This is a genomic window from Nocardioides sp. (assembly GCF_044226765.1).
Taxonomy (GTDB): Bacteria; Actinomycetota; Actinomycetes; order Propionibacteriales; family Nocardioidaceae; genus Nocardioides.
The window spans coordinates 260,187-283,382 of record NZ_JBGAGJ010000004.1 but is presented as its reverse complement, the minus strand read 5'-3'; the positions used below and the strand labels follow the sequence as shown (position 1 = coordinate 283,382).

Annotated in this window: 25 protein-coding genes; 21 read left to right on the top strand and 4 right to left on the bottom strand. The window is 73.4% G+C overall.

Annotated elements, in window-relative coordinates:
- Positions 1–66: 66 nt before the first annotated feature.
- From dacB to ACILRH_RS11360, 13 genes are all read left to right on the top strand, one after another.
- Positions 67–1,452: a D-alanyl-D-alanine carboxypeptidase/D-alanyl-D-alanine-endopeptidase gene (gene dacB / locus ACILRH_RS11420; protein ID WP_395693359.1), complete on the top strand. Its 1,386-nt coding sequence runs from the start codon at positions 67–69 to the stop codon at positions 1,450–1,452.
- Positions 1,449–2,474, top strand: coding sequence for a zinc-dependent metalloprotease (locus ACILRH_RS11415; RefSeq protein WP_395693357.1), 1,026 nt, complete (start codon positions 1,449–1,451; stop codon positions 2,472–2,474). Before dacB ends, ACILRH_RS11415 begins: the two co-directional genes overlap by 4 nt.
- Positions 2,471–3,457 carry a tRNA lysidine(34) synthetase TilS gene (tilS, locus tag ACILRH_RS11410; RefSeq protein ID WP_395693355.1) on the top strand — a complete coding sequence of 329 codons (987 nt, stop codon included), beginning with the start codon at positions 2,471–2,473 and terminating at the stop codon, positions 3,455–3,457. Before ACILRH_RS11415 ends, tilS begins: the two co-directional genes overlap by 4 nt.
- Positions 3,458–3,550: 93 nt before the next feature.
- Positions 3,551–4,294, top strand: a complete 744-nt coding sequence (locus ACILRH_RS11405) for a carboxypeptidase-like regulatory domain-containing protein (protein ID WP_395693354.1) — start codon at positions 3,551–3,553, stop codon at positions 4,292–4,294.
- Between the two features lie 74 nt (positions 4,295–4,368).
- The gene (gene hpt, locus ACILRH_RS11400; RefSeq protein ID WP_395693352.1) at positions 4,369–4,920 is read left to right on the top strand and encodes a hypoxanthine phosphoribosyltransferase; all 552 of its coding nucleotides are present in this window, start codon (positions 4,369–4,371) and stop codon (positions 4,918–4,920) included.
- Between the two features lie 359 nt (positions 4,921–5,279).
- Entirely contained in the window at positions 5,280–7,334 is a 2,055-nt protein-coding gene (gene ftsH / locus ACILRH_RS11395; protein ID WP_395693351.1) for an ATP-dependent zinc metalloprotease FtsH, read from the top strand.
- Between the two features lie 6 nt (positions 7,335–7,340).
- A complete protein-coding gene (gene folE / locus ACILRH_RS11390) occupies positions 7,341–7,958 on the top strand; it encodes a GTP cyclohydrolase I FolE (protein WP_395693349.1) in 618 nt (205 codons plus the stop codon).
- Between the two features lie 321 nt (positions 7,959–8,279).
- A complete protein-coding gene (gene folP / locus ACILRH_RS11385) occupies positions 8,280–9,134 on the top strand; it encodes a dihydropteroate synthase (RefSeq protein WP_395693347.1) in 855 nt (284 codons plus the stop codon).
- On the top strand, positions 9,131–9,514 hold the full coding sequence (gene folB / locus ACILRH_RS11380) for a dihydroneopterin aldolase (RefSeq protein ID WP_395693346.1): 384 nt from the start codon (positions 9,131–9,133) through the stop codon (positions 9,512–9,514). The genes folP and folB overlap by 4 nt, the downstream gene beginning before the upstream one ends.
- Positions 9,511–10,080 carry a 2-amino-4-hydroxy-6-hydroxymethyldihydropteridine diphosphokinase gene (gene folK / locus ACILRH_RS11375; RefSeq protein ID WP_395693344.1) on the top strand — a complete coding sequence of 190 codons (570 nt, stop codon included), beginning with the start codon at positions 9,511–9,513 and terminating at the stop codon, positions 10,078–10,080. Before folB ends, folK begins: the two co-directional genes overlap by 4 nt.
- Positions 10,081–10,098: 18 nt before the next feature.
- Positions 10,099–10,584, top strand: coding sequence for a DUF3180 domain-containing protein (locus ACILRH_RS11370; RefSeq protein WP_395693342.1), 486 nt, complete (start codon positions 10,099–10,101; stop codon positions 10,582–10,584).
- Positions 10,585–10,593: 9 nt separating this feature from the next.
- Positions 10,594–11,199: a hypothetical protein gene (locus ACILRH_RS11365; protein ID WP_395693340.1), complete on the top strand. Its 606-nt coding sequence runs from the start codon at positions 10,594–10,596 to the stop codon at positions 11,197–11,199.
- 47 nt (positions 11,200–11,246) lie between these two features.
- Positions 11,247–12,326: a GNAT family N-acetyltransferase gene (locus ACILRH_RS11360; RefSeq protein WP_395693339.1), complete on the top strand. Its 1,080-nt coding sequence runs from the start codon at positions 11,247–11,249 to the stop codon at positions 12,324–12,326.
- A gap of 37 nt (positions 12,327–12,363) precedes the next feature.
- Here the strand turns inward: ACILRH_RS11360 and ACILRH_RS11355 are convergent, their stop codons facing one another.
- The 4 genes from ACILRH_RS11355 to ACILRH_RS11340 form a co-directional block, all read right to left on the bottom strand.
- Positions 12,364–13,350 (bottom strand): ABC transporter ATP-binding protein, encoded by a 987-nt coding sequence (locus ACILRH_RS11355; RefSeq protein ID WP_395693338.1) that lies wholly within the window; start codon positions 13,348–13,350, stop codon positions 12,364–12,366.
- An 11-nt stretch (positions 13,351–13,361) separates the two neighbouring features.
- Positions 13,362–14,312, bottom strand: coding sequence for a glycine betaine ABC transporter substrate-binding protein (locus ACILRH_RS11350; RefSeq protein ID WP_395693336.1), 951 nt, complete (start codon positions 14,310–14,312; stop codon positions 13,362–13,364).
- A 94-nt stretch (positions 14,313–14,406) separates the two neighbouring features.
- Positions 14,407–15,162, bottom strand: a complete 756-nt coding sequence (locus ACILRH_RS11345) for an ABC transporter permease (protein WP_395693333.1) — start codon at positions 15,160–15,162, stop codon at positions 14,407–14,409.
- Positions 15,152–15,838 carry an ABC transporter permease gene (locus ACILRH_RS11340; RefSeq protein WP_395693332.1) on the bottom strand — a complete coding sequence of 229 codons (687 nt, stop codon included), beginning with the start codon at positions 15,836–15,838 and terminating at the stop codon, positions 15,152–15,154. Before ACILRH_RS11340 ends, ACILRH_RS11345 begins: the two co-directional genes overlap by 11 nt.
- Before the next feature lie 223 nt (positions 15,839–16,061).
- Between ACILRH_RS11340 and ACILRH_RS11335 the strand changes: the two genes are divergently transcribed.
- From ACILRH_RS11335 to ACILRH_RS11300, 8 genes are all read left to right on the top strand, one after another.
- Positions 16,062–16,988 carry a Rossmann-like and DUF2520 domain-containing protein gene (locus ACILRH_RS11335; RefSeq protein WP_395693330.1) on the top strand — a complete coding sequence of 309 codons (927 nt, stop codon included), beginning with the start codon at positions 16,062–16,064 and terminating at the stop codon, positions 16,986–16,988.
- Positions 16,985–17,872 carry a pantoate--beta-alanine ligase gene (panC, locus tag ACILRH_RS11330; protein WP_395693328.1) on the top strand — a complete coding sequence of 296 codons (888 nt, stop codon included), beginning with the start codon at positions 16,985–16,987 and terminating at the stop codon, positions 17,870–17,872. The genes ACILRH_RS11335 and panC overlap by 4 nt, the downstream gene beginning before the upstream one ends.
- The gene (panD, locus tag ACILRH_RS11325) at positions 17,872–18,291 is read left to right on the top strand and encodes an aspartate 1-decarboxylase (protein WP_395693326.1); all 420 of its coding nucleotides are present in this window, start codon (positions 17,872–17,874) and stop codon (positions 18,289–18,291) included. Before panC ends, panD begins: the two co-directional genes overlap by 1 nt.
- A 9-nt stretch (positions 18,292–18,300) precedes the next feature.
- Positions 18,301–19,989, top strand: coding sequence for an L-aspartate oxidase (locus tag ACILRH_RS11320; protein ID WP_395693323.1), 1,689 nt, complete (start codon positions 18,301–18,303; stop codon positions 19,987–19,989).
- The gene (gene nadC / locus ACILRH_RS11315; RefSeq protein ID WP_395693321.1) at positions 19,986–20,888 is read left to right on the top strand and encodes a carboxylating nicotinate-nucleotide diphosphorylase; all 903 of its coding nucleotides are present in this window, start codon (positions 19,986–19,988) and stop codon (positions 20,886–20,888) included. Before ACILRH_RS11320 ends, nadC begins: the two co-directional genes overlap by 4 nt.
- Complete coding sequence (locus ACILRH_RS11310; RefSeq protein WP_395693319.1) at positions 20,885–21,667, top strand: type III pantothenate kinase; 783 nt, start codon at positions 20,885–20,887, stop codon at positions 21,665–21,667. The genes nadC and ACILRH_RS11310 overlap by 4 nt, the downstream gene beginning before the upstream one ends.
- A 102-nt stretch (positions 21,668–21,769) precedes the next feature.
- Complete coding sequence (locus tag ACILRH_RS11305) at positions 21,770–22,102, top strand: Lsr2 family protein (RefSeq protein WP_395693317.1); 333 nt, start codon at positions 21,770–21,772, stop codon at positions 22,100–22,102.
- Positions 22,103–22,160: 58 nt separating this feature from the next.
- On the top strand, positions 22,161–23,195 hold the full coding sequence (locus ACILRH_RS11300) for a sulfotransferase family 2 domain-containing protein (protein ID WP_395693315.1): 1,035 nt from the start codon (positions 22,161–22,163) through the stop codon (positions 23,193–23,195).
- Position 23,196: the final 1 nt, after the last annotated feature.

Sequence of the window (23,196 nt, the reverse complement as noted above, 5' to 3'; positions counted from 1 at the left end):
CCGCGACGGGCCTGGACCAGTCTCGCGCACAATGGCCCCGATCGTGCACTGGACTGGGGGTGAGACATGAGCCGACGTGACCGACGCCACGACCGGCTGGCGTTCTGGCTCCCCGTGGTCGCCGTGCTGGCGATCCTCGGCGCCGCCACCACGGCCCTGCTGGTGGACCGCGGGGAGGAGCCCGCGGCCGGCCCGGCCGCGGTCGCGCCCCCGCCCGGGCTGGCCCTCCCCGCGGTCGACACACCCGCCCCGGTCGCGGAGACCGCGGCCGGCACGGCCCGCCCCGCCGCCGTACGCCGGGCGGTGGCCGGGCCGCTCGGCGACGCCGACCTCGGCCGCCACGTCCGCGCCCTGGTCACCGACCTGGACGGCCGGGTGCTCTACGAGCAGGGCAGCGGTACGACGACGCCCGCCTCGACCCTCAAGCTCCTCACGACCACCGCCGTGCTGGAGGTGCTCGGGCCCGACCACACCTTCGAGACCACGGTCGTGGCCGCCGGCCGCAACCGCGTCGTGCTCGTCGGCGGCGGCGATCCGCTGCTGACCCACGCGGGGCTGCGCCGGCTGGCGGTGCAGACCGCAACCGCGCTGCGGGTCCGCGACGTCGGCGCGGTGCGGGTCGGCTACGACACCAGCCTGTTCACGGGGCCTGCGGTCAGCCCCTTCTGGCCGGCCGGCTACGTGGCCGACGGCGTCGTCTCCCCGATCGAGTCGCTGTGGGTGGACGAGGGCCGGGACCCGAGCGGGTACGGGCGGGTCACCGACCCCGCGGCGACCGCGGCGACCGACTTCGCCGCCGCGCTGCAGCGTGCGGGCGTGCGGGTGAGCGGGACGCCGGCCGAGACGACCGCCCCCGCCGACGCTGCGCCGCTCGCGACCCTGTCCAGCCTGACCCTCGACCGGATCGTCGAGCACACGGTGGAGGTCAGCGACAACGAGGCGGCCGAGGTGCTCGCCCGGCAGGTCGGGCTCGCGGTCTCCGGGGAGGGCTCGTTCGCCGCGGGCGCCCGGGACGTGCTGGCCACCGTCCGAAGTCTCGGGGTCCCGACGACCGGTGCCGTCACCCACGACGGGAGCGGGCTGTCCCGGATGGATCGCCTGGACCCCCGGACGCTGACCTCCGTGCTCGAGGTGGCCGGGGCCGAGGACCACCCGGAGCTGCGCGCCGTCGTGACCGGCCTGCCGGTGGCCGGCTTCACCGGCTCCCTCGCCGAGCGCTTCGAGACCGCGCCGGGCGGCCGAGGCTTCGTGGCGGCCAAGACCGGCACCCTGACCGGCGTCAGCGGCCTGGCCGGCATCGTCACCGACGCGTCGGGGACGCCGATGCTGTTCGCGCTGGTCGCCGACCGGGTCGCGGTGGTCGACACCCTGGACGCGCGGGCGGCTCTCGACGACGCCGCGAGCGCGCTCGCGGGCTGCCGTTGCGGGGGCGCGGGTACGGTCGCCCCATGACGAGCGACGGCATGGTCGACTGGGGCCTGGCGGTGTCGCTGGGGTCGCGGCTGGCCGGTGAGGGTCCGCAGATCTCCCGGGCGGAGGCCGACGCGGCGGTCGCCGAGCTCCGCGCGGGCGCGGAGCGGTCGACCGGGCTGGTGCGCGACTTCACCGGCCTCGAGGGGGGTGAGGGCACGGCCCCGGTGCTGGTCGTCGACCGTGCCGGCTGGGTCGCCGCGAACGCCGACGGCTTCTCCACCGTCCTGGCTCCGGTCGTCGAGAAGCTGACCGCCGGGAAGGGCGCTCCGACGGGGTGGTCGCTCGCTGTCGGCTCGCGGGTCACCGGCGCCGAGGTGGGCGCGCTCCTGGGCTTCCTGGCCGGCAAGGTGCTGGGCCAGTTCGACCCCTTCCACGCGCCGCACGGGCGGCTGCTGCTGGTCGCGCCCAACATCGTGCACGTCGAGCGGGAGCTCGACGTCGACGCGAGCGACTTCCGGCTCTGGGTCTGCCTGCACGAGGAGACCCACCGCGTCCAGTTCACCGCCAACCCGTGGCTGGCCGACCACCTGCTCGCTGAGATGCAGGCGCTCGCGGACACCCTCGAGCCGTCCAGCCTCCTCGGCGACGGCGTGGGCCGGATCGCCGACGCGGTCCGGGGCGGCGGCAGCCTCCTCGACGCGATCAGCAGCCCGGAGCAGAAGGAGATCGTCGACCGGGTCACCGGCGTGATGTCGCTGCTGGAGGGCCACGCCGACGTGGTCATGGACGGCGTCGGCCCCGAGGTCATCCCCACGGTGGCGACGATCCGCCGGCGGTTCGACAAGCGCCGCAAGGGCGCCGGCTCCCTCGACCGGCTGGTCCGGCGGGTGCTCGGGCTGGACGCCAAGATGGCGCAGTACCGCGACGGCGCGATCTTCGTCCGGCACGTCGTCGACAAGGTCGGCATGTCTGACTTCAACGCGGTGTGGGAGCGTCCGGAGAACCTGCCGTCCAAGGCGGAGATCGCCGAGCCGGCCGGCTGGGTCAGCCGCGTCCTGTGAGCCTGCACCCGGCCGTCGCCGCCGTCCGCCGGCCGGTGCGCCGGCTGCTGGACCGGCTGCTGGCCGAGGTCGGGCCGGCGCGCACGGTGGTGGTGGCCTGCTCCGGGGGAGCCGACTCGCTCGCGCTGCTCTCGGCCACGCTGTTCGAGGGGCACAAGCAGGGGTGGCGCGTGGTCGGCGCGACCGTCGACCACGGGCTGCAGGAGGGCTCGGCCGGGCACGCGGCGCGCGTCGTGGCCCAGATGGCCGGGCTGGGCGCGGACGAGACCGCCTCGGTGTCCGTCCGGGTGGACCCCGGCGGGCTCGGCCCGGAGGCCGCGGCCCGGCGGGCGCGGTACGCCGTGCTCGAGCAGCTGATGGAGCGCTTCGGGGCCCCCGTGCTGCTCGGCCACACCCGCGACGACCAGGCCGAGACGGTGCTGCTCGGCCTGGCGCGTGGCTCCGGCGGCCGGTCCCTGGCGGGGATGCGCCGGGCGTTCGACGGCTTCCACCGTCCCCTGCTCGACGTGGCGCGGGCCGACACGGTCACGGCCTGCCAGGTGCAGGGCATCGACTACTGGGACGACCCCCACAACGACGACCCCGGGTATGCGCGGGTGCGGGTGCGCCGCACCGTGCTTCCCGTCCTCGAGGAGGCCCTGGGTCCCGGGGTGGCCCAGGCGCTAGCGCGCACCGCCGACCAGCTCCGCGTCGACATGGATCTCCTCGACGACGTCGCGCAGGCGGCGTACGCCGGGCTGACGGACCTCCCCGTCGACGGGCTCCTCGCCCAGCCCGACGCGCTGCGGCGCCGGGTCCTCCGGCTGGCGGCGCTGGCGGCGGGCAGCCCCGCGTCGGAGCTGTTCCACGAGCACGTGCTGGCCATGGACGCCCTGCTGACCGACTGGCACGGGCAGAAGTGGGTGGACCTCCCAGGCCGTCTGCGCTGCCGCCGCACGGACGGACGGCTGGTGGTCGAGGGGACCTTCGACCCGAGTTCGTGAGAACGACCGTCGTTCGGCGAACAGGCGGGGCGACCGGGGTGCACACTCGGGTGTCGGCCTCGGGCCGACCATCGTGATCCTGAGGAGCCGACCATGTCCCCGAGCCGCCCGCTCGCCGCCCTCACTGCCGCCGGACTGGCCGCGGCCGGTGCGGTGCTGGCCGCGCCGCACCTGCTGCCTGCGAACGCGGCGCCCGCACCCGACCCCGTCCGTGCCGTGGTGGCCGCGACCCACCGGCCGCCCCTGATCGAGGGTGTCGTCACCGACCAGCTCGGGCGCGAGGTCGACGACGTCTCCGTGGAGGCCACCCGTGGGCACGCGGCCACCCCGTCCGCGTCGGCGCTCACCTACGCCAGCGACCAGGAGGGGGGCCCGCAGCACGGGTACTTCTTCCTCGAGGTCGGCAAGAAGGGCTCCTACACGGTCACGCTCAGCAAGCGCGGCTACCGCACGGAGACCTACGGGCCGATCCGGATCCGGCGCCTCGGCCAGACCGTCGACCTCGGCGAGGTCGAGATCGTCAGGCTGTACTCGACGACGACCTCGGCCGGCCTGGAGCGGCGGGTGGTGACCACGCGCCAGCACGGCATCGTGGACGTGCGCGTGCGGACCTCGGCCACCAAGCGGCCCACCGGGGTGGTCGTCGTCCGCGAGGGACGGCACGTGATCGGTCGGGACGCGGTGCGCCGCGGCGACCGCGGCGCGGTCACCGTCGCCCTGCCTCGGCTGCCCAAGGGCAACCACGTGCTCCGCGCGTACTTCCTCGGCAACGACGACGGCCTGCGGCCGTCGAGCTCACCCGGCCTCACCCTGGTCGTGAAGAAGGGGCGTCGCTGACCTCGGCCCGGTGACGGGGCCGGCGCCCCGACGCGACGGCGACGGATCGGCCGCCAGGCCCTAGAGTCAGCGCCATGGACGCGTCCCAGGTGGAGAACGACCTCGTCAACGTCCTCTTCACCGAGGAGCAGATCCAGCAGCGGCTCCGGGAGCTCGCCGCGCAGATCGAGGCCGACTACGACGGCAAGGACCTGCTGATCGTCGGGATCCTCCGGGGCGCGGTGATGGTGATGGCCGACTTGGCGCGCAGCTTCGGCCGGCACGTGGAGATGGACTGGATGGCGGTGTCGTCCTACGGCTCGGGCACCAAGTCCAGCGGCGTGGTGCGCATCCTCAAGGACCTCGACACCGACATCTCGGGCCGGCACGTGATCATCGTCGACGAGATCATCGACACCGGCCTGACCCTGTCCTGGCTCACCTCCAACCTCACCTCGCGCAACCCCGCGAGCGTCGAGATCTGCACCCTGCTGCGCAAGCCGGAGGCGCTCACCATGCCGGTCGACGTCAAGTACGTCGGCTGGGACATCCCGAACGAGTTCGTCGTCGGCTACGGCTTGGACTACCGCGAGCGCTACCGCAACCTGCGCGACATCGGCACGTTGGCGCCGCACGTGTACTCCTGAGGTACGTCGGCTGGGACGCTGCGCAGATCCCGGGCAACGAGTTCGTCGTCGGCTACGGCCTGGACTACCGCGAGCGCTACCGCAACCTGCGCGACATCGGCACGTTGGCGCCGCACGTGTACTCCTGAGCGGGGACGCGTCAGCGGACCCGCTGATGGCGGTCGAGCGAGCCGCGCGACCGAGCTTGCGAGGTCGCGACCGGCGTGTCGAGACCCGGTGGGTCGAGCGCCGATCTCTCGGTGCCACCGCCCTGGGATCGCCTCGAATGCCCCCGGCTGGACCGGCCTGCGACAATGGAGGGCAGCCGACGGTGCGCGTGTACCGTCGACCGTCCCGTCTGGTCTGTCCGAGAGAAGTCCGTGAAGCGCATATTCAAGGGTCCGTGGCTGTGGATCGTCCTCGCCGTCGTGGGTGTCCTGCTCGCCCTGCAGTACCTCACGCCCAACGGTGGGTACGACGAGGTCGACGCCTCCACGATGAGCAAGTACATCTCCACCGGCGAGATCAAGGAGATCACCTTCGTCGACGGTGGTGACCAGCAGATGAAGGCCACCCTCGACGACGGGAAGAAGGTCACCGCCTTCTGGCTCGACGGCACCCAGGCGTCGCTGGAGGACCAGGTCCAGCAGCAGGTCGACAAGGGCAACATCGAGCAGTTCAACGTCGACGTCCCCAAGCCCAGCCTGATCGGGTCGATCCTCGCCACGCTGCTGCCGTTCGCGCTGATCATCCTGCTCTTCCTCTTCCTCATGAACCAGGTCCAGGGCGGCGGCGGGCGGGGCGTGATGCAGTTCGCCAAGTCCCGGGCCAAGCTGATCTCCAAGGACATGCCCAAGACGACGTTCGCCGACGTGGCGGGCGCCGAGGAGGCGGTCGAGGAGCTGCAGGAGATCAAGGAGTTCCTCCAGGAGCCGGCCAAGTTCCAGGCCGTGGGAGCGAAGATCCCCAAGGGTGTGCTGCTCTACGGGCAGCCCGGCACCGGCAAGACGCTGCTGGCGCGGGCCGTCGCGGGCGAGGCGGGCGTGCCGTTCTACTCCATCTCCGGCTCCGACTTCGTCGAGATGTTCGTCGGTGTGGGCGCGAGTCGGGTGCGCGACCTGTTCGAGCAGGCCAAGGAGAACGCGCCGGCGATCGTCTTCATCGACGAGATCGACGCCGTCGGCCGCCACCGCGGCGCCGGCATGGGCGGCGGCCACGACGAGCGCGAGCAGACCCTCAACCAGCTGCTGGTCGAGATGGACGGCTTCGACGTCCGCGGCGGCGTGATCCTGATCGCCGCGACCAACCGTCCCGACGTGCTCGACCCCGCGCTGCTGCGCCCGGGCCGCTTCGACCGCCAGATCCAGGTCGACGCCCCCGACCTCAGCGGCCGCGAGCACATCCTGCAGGTCCACGCCCGCGGCAAGCCGCTCGCGCAGGACGTCAACCTGAGGTCGGTGGCCCGCCGTACGCCGGGCTTCAGCGGCGCCGACCTGGCCAACGTCCTCAACGAGGCCGCGCTGCTGACCGCGCGCGCGAACCAGAAGCTGATCACCTCCGAGGCGCTGGACGAGGCGATCGACCGCGTCATCGCCGGTCCGCAGCGGCGCACCCGCCTGATGAGCGAGAAGGAGAAGCTGATCACCGCCTACCACGAGGGCGGTCACGCCCTGGTCGCGGCGGCGCTGCCGGGCAACGACCCGGTGCACAAGATCACGATCCTGCCGCGCGGCCGGGCGCTGGGCTACACGATGGTGCTGCCCGACGAGGACAAGTACTCCCAGACGCGGTCCCAGATGCTCGACTCGCTGGCCTACATGCTCGGCGGCCGGGCCGCGGAGGAGATGGTCTTCCACGACCCGACGACCGGTGCCGGCAACGACATCGAGAAGGCCACGAACGTCGCCCGCGCGATGGTCACCCAGTACGGCATGACCGAGCGGCTGGGCGCGATCAAGCTCGGGGAGTCCAACTCCGAGCCGTTCCTCGGCCGCGACCTCGGACACTCGCGCAACTACTCCGAGGAGATCGCCGCGATCGTCGACGAGGAGACCAAGAAGCTCCTCGCGACCGCCCACCAGGAGGCCTTCGAGATCCTGGAGGAGAACCGCGACGTGCTCGACGCCCTGGTTCTGGAGCTCTTCGACAAGGAGACCCTCGACAAGGAGCAGGTCGCCCGGATCTTCGAGCCGCTGCGCCGCCGCCCCGAGCGGCCGGCCTGGACCGGCTCGGACCTCCGGCACCCCTCCACCCTGCCGCCGGTCGAGATCCCGCAGTGGATCAAGGACCGCGCTGCCGCCCAGAACGGGCAGAACGGCCACGGGCCCGAGGAGGAGGCCGGTGCGGTCCTCACCCCGCCCGGGTCCGGCGGCGACGTCCACGGCGACCCCGGCGTGGAGCTCCCTGGCTCGGGCCCCGACCTGCCCCCACGCTGAGGCGCCATGACCGATCCCATCGGGTTCGACGAGCGCGACCCCGCCGACATCCCGCCGTTCGACCACGCCCGTGCCGAGGCCGCCGTCCGCGAGCTGCTGATCGCGATCGGTGAGGACCCTGACCGCGAGGGGCTGCAGGACACCCCTGCCCGGGTCGCCCGCGCCTACGCCGAGCTGACCGCCGGACTGCGCATGCAGCCCGAGGACGTCCTCACGACGACCTTCGACCTCGGTCACGACGAGATGGTGCTGGTCCGCGACATCGAGCTGTGGTCGATGTGCGAGCACCACCTCGTGCCGTTCACCGGCGTCGCCCACGTGGGCTACATCCCGGCGGCGTCGGGCAAGATCACCGGGCTGTCCAAGCTGGCCCGGCTGGTGGACCTCTACGCCAAGCGGCCGCAGGTCCAGGAGCGGCTGACCACCCAGGTCGCCGACGCGCTGATGCGGATCCTCGAGGCGCGCGGCGTGATCGTGGTGATCGAGGCCGAGCACCTCTGCATGACCATGCGCGGGGTGAAGAAGGCGGGCGCCCGCACGATCACCTCCGCCGTGCGCGGCACCATGCGCTCCAACGCCGCGACGCGCGCCGAGGCGATGGCGCTCATCCACCGCAACGGCTGATCCGGCTCGGCGGTGACGGCCGCGACGCCCGCCCAGCCGGGTGCGCCGCCGATCGCTGCGGTCGAGGTTGCTCGGCCGGCCCCACGAGTCCCACCAGCCACAGCGGACGGGCAGTTCCTGACGTTGTCGGCCGTTGCAACCCCCGACAACGTCAGGAATCCCCGGCTGACCGGGGATTCATCCACCCGTCAGCCACCATCAGCGAGTCCGCTGGCGCGTCCTCGGCCTCGACACGCCGGTCGCGGCTTCGTTCCTCAGCCGCGCGGCTCGCTCGACCACCATCAGCGAGTCCGCTGGCGCGTCCTCGCTAGGGTCGACCCCATGCTGACGACCCCGGTGCTCATGGGCGTCGTCAACGTCACGCCCGACTCGTTCTCCGACGGCGGGCGCTGGCTGGCCCCGGACGCGGCGATCGCGCACGGCCGCGACCTGCTGGCCGACGGTGCGGACATCCTCGACATCGGCGGGGAGTCGACGCGGCCGGGGGCGACCCGGCCGCTGGTGGAGGAGGAGCTGGGCCGGGTCGTGCCGGTGATCACCGCGCTCGCGCAGGAGGGCGCCACCGTCTCGGTCGACACGATGCGGGCCGAGGTCGCGGCCGCGGCCGTCGCGGCAGGCGCCACCGTCGTCAACGACGTGTCCGGCGGGCTGGCCGACCCCCGGATCCTCGGTGTGGTCGCCGAGGCCGGCGTGCGCTACGTGGCGATGCACTGGCGGGCCCACGCCGACCACATGCGCGACTTCGCGGTGTACGACGGGCCCGGCGGCGTCGTCGCGGCGGTCCGGGACGAGCTGGCGGCCCGGCTCGACGCGATCCTGGCGTCGGGCGTGGCGGCCGAGCAGGTCGTGCTCGACCCGGGGCTGGGCTTCGCCAAGCGGCCGATCCACAACTGGCGGCTGCTGCGCGACCTCGGCGCGCTGTCGGTGCTCGGTCGCCCGCTGCTGGTGGGCGCGAGCCGCAAGTCCTTCCTGGGGCAGCTGCTCGCCGACCGGCGGGGCACCCCGCGGCCGGTGGGCGAGCGCGAGCACGCGAACACCGCCCTCACGGTGCTGCTGGCCCAGCAGGGCGTCTGGGGGCTGCGGGTGCACGACGTGCGGGCCGCGCGGGACGCGCTCCGCGTCCTGGAGCGGCTCGCCGAGGACGCCACCACGACCGAGGAGGTCCCGACCACATGAGCGAGCGGACGACCGACGAGCTGACCGTGACCGGCATCGAGTGCTTCGGTCACCACGGGGTCTTCGAGTTCGAGCGACGCGAGGGGCAGGTCTTCGTCATCGACCTCGTCCTGGGCATCGACACCGCCCCCGCGGCGGCCTCCGACGACTTGCACGACACCGTCGACTACGGAAGTCTCGTGGCCTCGGTGAAAGCCGCCGTGGAGAAGGATCCGGTCGACCTGATCGAGACCCTGGCCCAGCGGATCTCGGACGTCTGCCTCTTGGACGACCGTGTTCAATGGGCGCGGGTGACGGTCCACAAGCCGGACGCGCCCATCGACGCGACGTTCTCGGACGTCACGCTCACGATCACCCGGAAACGCGAGGTCCGCCCGTGACTGAGACCCCCAACCCGCACATCGTCGACACCGACACGCTGACCGGCGAGATGCGTCCGATCCGGCGGGCGGTGCTGGCGCTGGGGTCGAACCTCGGGGACCGGATGGCGAGCCTGCAGGGAGCGGTCGAGGCCATCGCGGACACCCCGGACGTGTGGGTCACCGCGGTCTCGCCGGTCTACGAGACCGAGCCGGTGGACTGCCCGCCGGAGGCGGACGCGTTCCTCAACGCCGTCGTGCTCATCGACACCACGCTCGCCGCCACCCGACTGATGGACCGGGCCCTGGCCATCGAGGACGCCTACGCGCGCGAGCGCGGGGACGTGCCGAACGCGCCCCGCACCCTGGACGTCGACCTCGTGGTCGTGGGCGACCGGCGCAGCGACGAGCCGTTCCTGCGGCTGCCTCACCCGCGCGCGGCCGAGCGTGCGTTCGTGCTGCGTCCCTGGCTCGACGTCGAGCCGGACGCGGACTTCCCCGGGCTCGGGCCGGTGGCCGACCTGCTGGAGCGGACCGACCAGAGCGGCATGAAGCTGCGCGACGACCTGGTCCTCGAGACCCAGTGACCCGCCGGTGAGGGTCCGGTGACCACCGGTCCGTCCGGCGACGAGCCGACCGGCCGGCTCCGACCGACCTCGTGGACCGCGCTCACGGCCTGGGGCGTCGCCGGCCTGGTCGGTGGGTGGCTGCTGCACTCGGTGTCGGTGCGGTTCAGCGACTCCGCACCCCTGGTGACCTGGGCCCAGCCGCTGGCACTGGTGCTGGTGGCGGTGATCCTCGGGGCGACGGCGTACCTCACCTGGCGGACCGTCCACGTCCACCACGAGCGGCTGGAGCCGCAGCAGGCGGTCAACCGGCTGGTGCTCGCGCGGGCCTGCGCCCTCGTGGGGGCGCTCCTGGCCGGTGGCTACGCGGGGTACGCCGTCAGCTGGGTCGGCATCGACTCCGACCTGGCCAGCCAGCGGATGTGGCGCTCGGCGGCCGCGGCGCTCGCCGGAGTGGCCGTCGTGGTCACGTCGCTGCTGCTCGAGCGCGCGTGTCGCGTCCGTTCCGACCCGGACGACGCCTAGCCTGACCCCATGGCTTCCCCCCAGGCACCCGCCGGGCGGCGCCGTCAGCGCAGCACCCGACTGACGGTCGCCGTCGTCCTCCTGATCGCCGCCGCCGCCCTCGTGGGCGCGGCGGTCCTGAGCGGCCGGCCCGGCCTCGTCGTCGTGGCCGCCGTCGTCGCGGTCGGCCTGGGCGCCGCCGCGACCCGGATCACCCACGCCGAGCTGGTCGCCACCCGCCGTGACGCCGCCCGGGACCGTGCCGAGCAGGCTCAGGCCTACCGGCTGATCACCGCCGAGCGGACTGCCGAGAACGAGGCGTTCGCCGAGACCATGCTCGGCCGGATCGCCCGCCACGAGCAGTCGATCTGCGAGCTGGAGGACGCGGTCACCTCCGCCCAGCACCGGGCCGCCGAGGCGGTCCGCAAGCTCAACGCCGAGGCGCGCCGAGCGGACGCCGCCGAGCGCGACGGCGCCGCCCTCGCCGTCCGCCTGACCGACGCCGAGCAGGTGGCCGCCGAGGCGGTCACCCGGGTGACCGAGCTGGAGCACGAGCTCGACGCCACCAAGGCCGAGCTCGACGTGGTCACCCGCGCGTGGCGCGAGGCCGAGGCGGCCCAGCGCCGGCACGCCTGAGTCGCAGGCCACGTTTCCCGGCCCCGACGTCGGGGGCATGGTTGGTTGTGATCCCCGACGAGAACCGGTTCGAGAGCGACCCCGACCAGCTGATCGAGCGGCCCCCGCTCCCGGAGGGCTGGACCGTGGGGACCCCCGACCCGGCCGACCGGTTCGACGTCGCCCGGCTCACGCACCTGCTCCGGGCCCACGAGCACCATGGCCGGGGGTGGGCCGCGGCCGGCGTCGACGAGGTGCTCGTCGAGGTCTCCGAGCCCGGGCTGCGGATGCGCGAGAACCTGGTGGTCCGCGACCCGGCCGGTGAGATCTGGGCGTGGGGCAGCGTGCACGACCGGTCGGTGGGCCGGATGCTGTTCGTCCACATCGTCGCGCGCGGCCTGCCCGACGAGGTCGCCGACGCCTGCTCCGACGCGCTGCTGGAGTGGGCCGAGGGCCAGGCCCGGGCGGTCGGCGCGGCACGCGGGCTCGAGACCCAGCAGATCGACACCGGGGCGTTCGAGGGCGACCTGCGGCAGGCACGGTGGCTCGCGGACGGCGGGTTCGAGCGGGTCCGCCGGTGGTGGCAGATGAGCAGGCCGGTCCGGGCCGACGAGGCGGACCTGGTGGCCGACCCGGAGCGGTGGGTGCGCGACGGCGTGGTCGTCCGGCAGGTCGGTCGTGCCGGCACCGGGATGCCGGACGAGGGTGACCTGCGCGAGGTGCACGAGGTGTTGGAGAGCGCCTTCGTCGACCACTTCAACTCCAGCGAGGAGACCTTCGAGGAGTTCTGCTTCCGGCTGAGCGAGGACCCCGGCCACCGCTGGGACCACTGGTGGCTGGCCGAGATCGTGGACGGTGCCGAGCCCGTGCCGGTCGGGGCCCTGATCGGGACCGTGTCGGAGAGCACCACCGGGCCGGACGGGTCCTACGTCTCCTACCTCGGCGTGCTCGAGGCGGCCCGCGGCCGCGGCGTCGCGACCGGGCTGCTGCGCACGATCATCGCCGACGCCGCGCGGCGCGGACGCGACCGGGTCGGACTCGAGGTCGACGCGGACTCGCCCACCGGCGCGGCCGGCCTCTACGAGTCGCTGGGCTGGCGGACGCGCTACGTCACCGAGTCCTGGCACCGCGACGTGCCCGTCCGCTGAGCCCGACCCGGTCGGGCCGCGTGCGGGCCCGGTTCGGTCAGGCTGCCGGGCCGGCCTCGGCCATCTCCGCGAGGGCCGCACGCAGGGCCCGGTGGATGCCGTTGGGGGTGAGCACCCCCACGAACCGGGCGCCGTCCTGGACGCCCACCATGCCGCGGTCGTCGCGCAGCAGCACGGTGAGCGCCTCGCCCAGCGTGGAGTCGACGTCGATCGCGGCGCCGAGGTCGCCGGCCCGCACCCCGTCGAGCGGCTCGACGTGCGCCGGGTCGAGCGGGATCACCTGGAGCCGCCGCAGGCCGGTGGTCGAGCCGACGAAGTCGGCCACGAAGTCGTCGGCCGGGCGTCCCAGCAGCCGCGCCGGCGTGTCGTACTGCGCGAGCCGGCCCCCGGTCGCGAACACCGCGACCCGGTCGCCGAGGCGCACGGCCTCGTCGATGTCGTGGGTGACGAAGACGACGGTGACCCCGAGCTCGGCCTGCAGCTTGAGGAACTCGTCCTGCAGGCGCAGCCGGACCAGCGGGTCGACCGCGCCGAACGGCTCGTCCATCAGCAGCACCGGCGGCCGGGCCGCGAGCGCCCGGGCCACCCCCACCCGCTGCTGCTGGCCGCCGGAGAGCTGGTGGGGGTAGCGGTCGCCGTACTGGGCCGGGTCGAGGCCCACCAGGTCGAGCAGCTCGGCGGCGCGCTCCCGTGCCTTCTGCTTCGGCTCGCCATAGAGGAGGGGGACGGTCATCACGTTGGTGATGATCTTCTGGTGCGGGAAGAGCCCGACCTCCTGGATGACGTAGCCGATGCCCCGGCGCAGCTGCACCGGGTCCTCCCCGGTCACGTCGCGCCCGTCGATCTCGATGGTGCCCGTGGTCGGCTCGATGAGCCGGTTGATCATCTTCAGCGTCGTCGACTTGCCGCAGCCCGACGGGCCGACCAGGCACACCAGCTCACCGCGCCCGACCTCCAGGTCGAGCTCGTGGACGGCGACCGTGCCGTCGTCGTAGGTCTTCCCGACCCCCGAGAGCCGGATCATGGCCTCGCCGCTCAGAGCAGCCCCTTGTCCGAGAGGTACTGCTGCGCGACGTCCTCGGGCTTCTTGCGCTCGAGGTCGACCTGGACGTTCATCGCGGCCAGGTCCTCGGTCGTCAGCGTCGAGGACAGCGTGTTGAAGACGTCCTGCAGGTCGGGGTTCTGCGAGAGGAAGTCGGCGTTGACCGCGGGGGTGAGGTTCTGTGCCGGCTGGATGCCCTTGTCGTCCTCGAGCAGCACCAGCCCGAGGTCCGCCAGCGTGCCGTCGGTGGTGCCGGTCTCCCCCATCTGCACCTCGCCGCTCTTGACGGCGTCCTTGACCTGCGCGCTGGCGAAGTCGAGCGGCACGATCGAGGTGATGGTGAAGCCGTAGGTCTTGGTCAACCCGCCCTCGCAGTCGGGTCGGCCCTCGCAGTCGGGCGGGGCGCCGAGCTTGATCGGCGTGCCGAGGGCGGCGAAGTCCGACAGGGTCGTCAGGTCGTTCTTCTCGGCGAACTCCTTGGTCACGAAGAAGGCGTTCTGGTCGGTGGCGTCCGAGGGCGGCAGGATCGAGATCCCCTTCGCCTTCGCCAGCGGCTCGAGCGCCGCGAGGGTCTTGTCGGCGTCGTTGCTGGAGACCAGCGGGGCGTCCGGGCCGTTCGCGTCGGCGTTGAGGAAGTCGGTCAGGCCCGCGAGGTAGTCGGGCACGATGTCGACCGATCCCTTGCTGAGCTCGGGGAGGTAGACGTCGCGCGTCGTGACCAGCTTGGTCTGGACCGAGTAGCCCTCGTTCTCCAGCAGCTTCTGGTAGATCGCCGCCATGATCTGGCTCTCGGTGAAGTCCTGGCCGCCGACGACGACCGAGCCCTTGTCGGCGCTGCCGGAGCCGCCGTCGGACGCCTGGCCCTCCAGGGAGTCGCTGCTGCCGCACGCGGCGGTGCCGAGCAGCAGGGCCGCAGCCGCGGCCAGGGAGAGTACGCGTGGCATGCGCATCGGTGAGTGCCACCACCTTCTGTGTCCCGCGGTGGCCGTGCCCCCGCGCGTGTCCGATGGGCACCCGGTCGGCACCCGCGTTGGAACCCTAACCCGCGCCACCGACAACGTGTTCCACCGATTTCGCCGGACCGGCCGGCCGCGCGGGACCGGCGGCGTTCCTGCGCGCCCGGCGCATCGGGTCGGCGTACCGCTCGACCAGCACGGCGAGCGCCTCCAGCGCCAGGGCGCCGGCGGCGACCAGCACCGCACCGGCCACCACCTCGTAGGTGCGGTGGTTCGCGAACCCCCGGGTGATGATCCGCCCCAGCCCGGGCCCGGCGACCAGGGCGGCGATCGTCGCGGTCGCCCAGACCTGCACCAGCGCCAGGCGGATGCCGGTCAGCACCACCGCCATCGCGAGCGGTAGCTCCACGGAGCTGAACACCTTCCGCTCGCCCATCCCCATCCCGCGGGCCGCCTCGACGGCACCCGGGTCGACCTCGCGCACGCCGACGTACCCGTTGGTGATGATGGGGGGGAGCGCGAACAGGACCAGGGCGATCAAGGTGGCCAGCCCGGCGCGGCCGAAGGGTCCCAGCTCGCCGGACCCGACGGGTCCGAGGGCGAGCACGAGCAGCACGGCGAAGACCGGGACCGCGCGGCCGACGTTCGAGACGTTCACGGCGACCACGCCCCCTCGCCGGCGGTGCCCGAGGTAGAGGGCCGGCGGCAGGCCCAGGACGACCGCGACGACGAGCGCGACGACCGTGAGCAGCAGCTGCTGGACGAAGAACGCGGCGATGCCGTTGGGGCCGGACCAGTTCGAGCCGTCGGTCAGGTAGCCGAAGACGTCAGCGAGCATGGCGCGTCCAGGGGGTCAGGAGGCGCTGCACGACGACGAGGACCAGGTCCAGGACGACCGCGAGCACCACGCAGAGGACGCTCGCCGCGAAGATCTGTGCCTTGAACTGGTTGCCCACGGCGAGCAGGAGCAGGTTGCCGAGCCCCCCGTAGGACACGATCGAGCCGATCGTGACCAGGGCGACGGTCGACACCGTCGCGACGCGGATGCCGGCCATGATCACGGGCATCGCCAGCGGGATCTCGACGCGCAGCAGGATGCGCGTGTTGGAGTAGCCCACCCCGCGGGCGGCCTCCACGATGGGGGCAGGCACCCCCCGCAACCCGGCCAGGATGTTGCGCACCAGCACCGTCAGCGAGTAGAGAGCGAGGCCGACGACCACGGTGGTCGGGGTCAGCCCGGTCAGCGGCAGCAGCAGCGAGAAGAGCGCGAGCGAGGGGATGGTGTAGAGGATGGTCGTCGCCCCGACGACCGTGCTCTCGACGGTCCCCCGGCGGCGGGCCAGCAGCGCGAGCGGGACCGCCACGACCAGCCCGGCCAGCACCGACACCACGGTCAGCCAGAGGTGCTCGACGGTGGCGCTGACCAGCTCCGGGCGGTAGTCGTGCCAGTACTGCGCGCAGATCCAGTCGTTGTCGACGTAGCACTGGGGCACGTCGTCCACGAGAGCGAGCACGACCGCACGCTACCCCGAGGGCGGGAGCGCAACCCCTCGCGGCATGGCCTAGGTCACGTCCTCGACCCGGTGACGGGCGACCGGGCGGGGCGTACATTCGACGTCGCCGGGTCACCGGCGCCCGAGACGACACACGAGCACACCGTCCGGTACCCACACCGGCCCCGGTCGCGGCGACGCGGCAGGGGTGGTCGGAGGGACTGGAACGAAAGGTTCGAGTCCTATGACCCCCCTCTCCTCCCCGGAGCCCCGCCGGCGCATCGGCGTGATCGGCGCCGGACGCGTCGGAGCAGTCCTCGCCGCCGCCCTCGGGACGGCCGGCCACCGGGTGGTCGCCGCCGCCGGCGAGTCGGACGCGTCGCGGGCGCGGATCGCCGAGCTGCTGCCCGGCGTCCGCCACGCGAAGCCCACCGACGTCGCGCGGGCGTGCGACCTGCTGCTGCTCACCGTCCCCGACGACATGCTCGAGAACGTCGTCACGGTGCTGAGCGACAGCGGCGCGATCCGCCCCGGCCAGCTCGTCGTGCACACCTCCGGTCGCCACGGCCTCGCGGTGCTCGAGCCCGCCCGCCGGGTCGGCGCGCGGGTCGTGGCGATGCACCCGGCCATGACGTTCACCGGCACGTCCCGCGACCTGGACCGTCTCGCCGGCTGCGTCTTCGGCCTCACCGCCGGCCCGGCCGAGCGCGACCTCGCCGAGGGCCTGGTCGCCGACCTCGGCGGCCGGGCGACCTGGGTGCCGGAGGAGATGCGCACGCTCTACCACGCCGGACTGGCCCACGGCGCCAACCACCTGGTCACCCTGGTCTCGCAGGCGATGGAGCTGCTCGCGGCGGCCGGCTCCGACGACCCGGCCGGCACGTTGCGGCCGCTGCTCGCCGCGGCCCTCGACAACGCGCTGGGGCAGGGCGACGCGGCGCTGACCGGGCCGATCGTGCGCGGCGACGTGAACACCGTGCGCGCCCACCTCGCCGACATCGAGGCCTTCGCGCCGCACACGCTGCCGTCGTACGTCGCCCTGGCCCGCGACACCCTCGACCGCGTCGTCACCGACGGGCGGGTGCTCCCCATCCGTGCGGCCGCGATCCGCCGGGTCGTGGACGCCGTGGAGAGCCGGGCGCAGCTGCGCCCGGGCACGACCACTCGATGACGGCGCTGGCGCGCACGCGTGCCGAGCTCGCCGACCTGCTCGGTGACGCCCGTGCCGCGGACCGACGGGTCGGCTTCGTGCCGACGATGGGTGCCCTGCACGAGGGGCACGCCAGCCTGGTCCGTGTCGCGCGCGAGCGCGTCGGCGCCGGGCCGGTCGTGGTCTCGGTGTTCGTCAACCCGCTGCAGTTCGGGCCCGGTGAGGACCTGGACCGCTACCCGCGGACCCTCGACGCCGACCTGGCGGTCTGCGCCCAGGAGGGTGTGGACGTCGTCTTCGCGCCGGGCGTCGAGGAGGTCTACCCCGGCGGTGAGCCCCAGGTGATGGTGCGCCCGGGCCCCCTGGCGAAGGTGCTCGAGGGGCGGACCCGTCCCGGGCACTTCCGGGGGGTGCTCACGGTGGTCGCGAAGCTCTTCGGCCTGGTGCGTCCCGACGTCGCCGTCTTCGGGCAGAAGGACTACCAGCAGCTGGTCCTGGTCCGCCGGATGGTCCTCGACCTCAACATGGGGGTGGAGGTCGTCGGCGCCGAGACGGTGCGGGAGGCCGACGGGCTCGCGCTCTCCAGCCGCAACCGCTACCTCGACGCCGAGCAGCGCCAGCAGGCGACCGCGCTCTACCAGGTGCTGCGCGCGGCGCAGGACGCCGCCGGGTACGGCGCCGAGGTCGCGCTCGGCGCGGCGCGGGCCGAGCTGCGTGCCCACCACGGCATCGACCTGGACTACCTGGTCGTCACCGACACCGACCTGGGCGAGCTGCCCGACGACGTGCCGCCCGGCACGCCGGGGCGCGCGCTCGTGGCCGCCCGCGTGGGCGCCACCCGCCTGATCGACAACGTGCCGCTCGTGCTCGGACGGCAGCCCGGACCGCAGGAGGAGACCCCCTGATGCTGCGCACCATGATGAAGAGCAAGATCCACCGGGCGACGGTCACGCAGGCCGACCTGCACTACGTCGGCTCCGTCACCGTCGACGAGGACCTCCTCGACGCCGCCGACCTGCTGCCCGGCGAGCTGGTGCACATCGTCGACATCACCAACGGCGCGCGGCTCGAGACCTACACGATCGCGGGCGAGCGCGGCTCGGGGATCATCGGGATCAACGGCGCGGCCGCCCGCCTCGTGCAGCCGGGTGACCTGGTGATCCTGATCGGCTACGGGCAGATGGAGACCGCGGAGGCCCGCGAGCTCTCGCCGCGCGTGGTGTTCGTCGACGCCGCCAACCGGATCCTCGCCACCGGCTTCGACCCGGCCGAGGCCGTCGAGGGATCGGGCCTGCTCCGCGGCGACCGCACCGCCCGGCAGTAACCTGCCGGAATGGTCATCGCTCCGCCCGCCACCGCGGCCCGCCGGCTCCCCGGGCGACTCGTCGCCCCGGAGCCCGGCTGGACCACGACCGTCGACGTCGTCGTCGTCGGGTCCGGGGTCGCCGGCCTAACCGCGGCCCTGCGGATGCGGGGCAGGGTGGACCGGATCCTCGTGGTCACCAAGGACGTGCTCAACGCCGGGTCCACGCAGTGGGCGCAGGGGGGCATCGCCGCGGCGCTCGGGCCCGGGGACACCCCTGAGGAGCACGAGACCGACACGCTGGTGGCCGGCGCCGGTGCGTGCGACCGCGACGCGGTGCGGGTCCTGGTCACCGAGGGGCCGGAGGCCGTGCGGGAGCTGATCGCGCTGGGCACCAACTTCGACCACGACCCCGACGGCGAGCTCTCGCTGACCCGGGAGGGCGGCCACCACCGGGACCGGATCGCGCACGCGGGCGGGGACGCCACCGGAGCCGAGATCCAGCGGGCGCTGATCGCCGCCGTCGAGCAGGCCCCCGAGATCGAGGTGGTCCAGCACGCGTTGGCCGTCGACCTGCTGCTCGCCGAGGACGGCGGCGTCGCCGGCCTCACCCTCCACGTGATGGGGGAGGGCCAGCGCGACGGCGTCGGCGCGGTCCGGTGTCGGGCCGTCGTGCTGGCCAGCGGTGGCCTCGGCCAGGTCTTCTCCCAGACCACGAACCCCGCGGTCTCGACCGGGGACGGGATGGCGGTCGCCCTGCGCGCGGGCGCGGTCCTGCGCGACCTCGAGTTCGTGCAGTTCCACCCGACCGTGATGTACCTCGGACCCGACTCGCGGGGCCAGCAGCCGCTCATCTCCGAGGCGGTCCGCGGCGAGGGCGCCTTCCTCGTCGACGGCCCGCCGGAGGAGGGTGGCCGTCGCTTCATGGTGGGCGTCCACGAGCTCGCCGACCTCGCCCCGCGCGACGTCGTGGCGAAGGCGATCACCCGGCGGATGCTCGAGACCGGCCAGGCCCACATGTGGCTCGACGGGCGGCACCTGGGGGCGGAGGTCTGGGAGCGGCGGTTCCCGACGATCCTGGCCACCACGCGCAGCCACGGCATCGACCCCGTGACCGAGCTGATCCCGGTCGCGCCGGCGTGCCACTACGCGTCCGGTGGCGTGCACACCGACCTGTGGGGCCGCACCACCGTGCCCGGGCTCTACGCGACCGGGGAGGTCGCCTGCTCGGGCGTGCACGGCGCCAACCGGCTGGCGTCGAACTCGCTGCTGGAGGGCCTGGTCTTCTCCCGCCGGATCGCCGAGGTGCTGCCGGGCGAGCTGCGGCCGCTGCTGCCGCCCGCGCCGGACCGGCGCACGTCCGGCCTCGTCCCGGGGTCGGTGCGCCGGGAGCTGCAGGAGCTGATGACCTCCCGGGTCGGCGTGCTGCGCAGTGCCACCGGGCTCGCCGACGCGACAGCGCTGCTCGACAAGCTGGCCGGCGAGGTCGCCGGGACCGTCGACCAGGACTCGTGGGAGACGACCAACCTCCTCACGATCGCCACCGCGCTCGCCGACGCCGCGATGCTGCGCGAGGAGACCCGCGGCTCGCACTGGCGCGAGGACTTCCCCGACCGCGACGACGCGCGCTTCGCGGGGCACGTCGACGTCACCGAGAGCGACGGTGCGGCGGCCACGATCCGCTTCGTCGCGGCGGCGCCCACGGACGGTCCGGCATGAGCATGCAGGCGGTGCTCGACGAGCTCGCGGGGGCCGGGCTCGACCCGGTGGCGGTGCGCGCGCAGGTCGTCGCTGCCCTGGCCGAGGACCTGCCGGCCGGCGACGTCACCAGCACCGCGACGATCGCGCCGGACGCCCGCGGCAGCGGGGTCATCGCCGCACGCGAGGCCGGCGTCGTGGCAGGTCTCGGCGTCGCCGCGCTGGCGTTCCACGAGGTGATGGGCGAGACGGTCGAGATCACCGGACGCGTCCCCGACGGCACGCGGGTCGCGGCGGGCGACGTCGTGATGCGGGTCGCCGGACCGACCCGAGGGCTGCTGACGGCTGAGCGCACGGCGCTCAACTACGCCAGCCACCTCTCGGGCGTCGCCACCGCGACCGCGCTCTGGGTCGAGGCGCTGGAGGGGACCCGGGCGCGGGTCCTGGACACGCGCAAGACGCTTCCGACCTTCCGGGCGCTGCAGAAGTACGCCGTGCGGTGCGGCGGGGGTGTCAACCACCGGTTCAGCCTCAGCGACCGGGCGATGGTCAAGGACAACCACGTCGTCGCCGCCGGTGGGGTCGTCCCGGCCTACGCGGCCGTGCGGGCGGCGTACCCGGACCTCCGGGTCGAGGTCGAGGTGACCGACCTCGACCAGCTGCGCGCGCTCCTCGACGCCGGGTGCACCGAGGTCCTCCTGGACAACATGGACACCGCCACGATGGCCGAGGCGGTCCGGATCAACGACGCCCGGGGACCCGACGGTCGGGCGACCCTCGAGGCCTCCGGCGGCCTCACCCTGGAACGCGCCCGGGAGGTCGCCGAGACCGGCGTGGACTTCATCTCGGTCGGCGCGCTCACCCACTCGGTGAAGGTCTTCGACCTCGGCCTCGACCTCGACGAGGACCCCCGGCCATGACCCTGCTCGCGGTCGACGTCGGCAACAGCCACACGATCCTGGGCCTGGTGGCCGACGGCGAGGTGGTGGCCGACTGGCGGGTCGCCACCGACGAGCGCCGCACCGCCGACGACTGGGCGGTGCTGCTGCGCGGGCTGGTCGGCGCCCCGCTGGACGAGCTCGACGGCATCGCCGTCTGCGCGACGGTCCCGGCCGTCCTGCACGAGTGGCGCGACATGCTCGCCCGGCACTTCGCCGGGGTGGCGAGCCTGGTCGTCGAGCCGGGGGTCCGCACCGGGCTCCCCGTGCTCACCGACAACCCGCGCGAGGTGGGCACCGACCGGATCATCAACGCCCTCGCGGCCGTCGACGCGTACGGCGGGCCGGTCGTGGTCGTCGACTTCGGCGGCACCGCGACCACCTTCGACGTCGTCAACGGATCGGGCCAGTACGTCGGCGGCGCGATCACGCCGGGAATCGAGATCTCGATCGAGGCGCTGGGTCGCCGAGGCGCCCAGCTGCGTAAAGTCGAATTGCAGCGACCGAGGTCGGTGATAGCGAAGAACACGGTCGAGGCGCTGCAGTCGGGAATCATTTTCGGGGTCGCCAGCCAGGTCGAGGGCATGGTGGCGCGGCTGGTGGCCGAGCTGGGCGCGGACCCGTCCGACGTGCGGGTCGTCGCGACCGGTTACCTGGCCGGGCTAGTGCTCGACGAGTGCCGGTGCTTCACCGACCACGCCCCGTGGCTGACGCTGCGCGGCCTGGATCTCGCATTCTCTCGCAACGCGCCTGCTAAATAGGGGTCCGCGACACCGAATTGCAATTCGCGAATTCGAACCCGGATGTGGCACGATGGCGAATTGTCAGAATAAGGCAGTGCAATTCGAAGTGAGGTCGAGAAAATGGCCCAGAAGGTGAACATCGTGCTCGTCGACGACATCGACGGCAGCGAGGCCACCGAGACCGTGTCGTTCGGGCTGGACGGCACGACCTACGAGATCGACCTCAACGACGCCAACGCCGCGGCCCTGCGCGAGGCCCTCGCCACCTACGTCGGCCACGGCCGCAAGGTGGGCGCGGCGCCGCGTCGCGGCCGGCGTGCCGCGGCCGCCGCTCCGGCCGGTGGACCCACCGCCAAGGAGATCCGGGACTGGGCGCGCGCCAACGGTCACGACGTCCCGGACCGCGGCCGGGTGTCTGCCGAGGTGCGCGAGGCGTACGACGCGGCCCACTGATCCGGTCCGGACCGACCGGGGCCGAAGGTCGGTGGCGGCGCCACCTATGCTTGCGGCCATGGACGAACCCGCCGCGGACGACGGGATGCTGGACGCCCTGCGGCAGGTGCCGGGGGCGGTGTCTCGCACCTACCTCGCGCCGGGCGTGAAGGTGATGTTCGAGTCGATCAACAAGAACGCCTGCACCAGCCTGAAGTGGATGATGGCCGACCTGGCCGGCGAGGACCTCGACACCTTCCAGGCCGGGTGGCAGCCGTTCACCTCCCACACCGACGCGGTCCACAACCGCAACCTGTGGAAGGCGTCGCCGCGGCTCGACCGGCTCAGCCCGGAGGCCCGCGCCGAGATCGGCCCGGACCACGGCTGGTTCGTCTTCGCGGTCGTGCGGGACCCGCGGGTGCGGGTCTTCTCGGCCTGGCAGAACCGGCTGCTCATGCAGATCCCGATCGCGCAGCAGTACCGCGAGGAGTGGTGGTACCCCCGCCACCCCGTCACCCGGGAGTCGGTGCTCGAGGACTTCGCGAAGTTCGTGGACCTGCTCGACCAGCACCCCGAGCACAAGGTCCGGGCCAAGGACCCGCACTTCCGCGACCAGGTCGAGCTGCTGGCCGAGCACGCGATCCCGTACACGCGCATCTACGACATCAGCGAGATGGGGCAACTGCGCGCTGACCTCGCCGCCCACCTCGCGGCCCAGGGCCACGCCAGGGAGCTGCACATCCCCAAGGCCAACCCCACGCCCCTGCGCGCGATCGGCGCGGCGTTCGAGGGTGGGGTCCGGGAGAAGATCGAGCGCGTCTACGCCGCCGACTTCGAGCGGTTCGGCGACCGGTGGGACTTCGCGAAGGTCGAGAACGCCGCCCCGTGGCGCGACGCCGACCTCGACGCGTGCGAGAGCGAGTCCGAGCTCAGCCTGCGCATCTACGAGCTGCACGAGCTCGCGCGCTCCCAGCGCGAGGCGGCCGAGCAGGCCCGCGCCCGGGTGGCCGAGCTGGAGGCCGAGCTCCGGGCCCGCGACACCCACGCGGCCGACGCCGACGCGGGCGGCCTGATCGCGCGGGTCCGGCGGCGCGGGTCGCGCCGGGCGCGCTGAC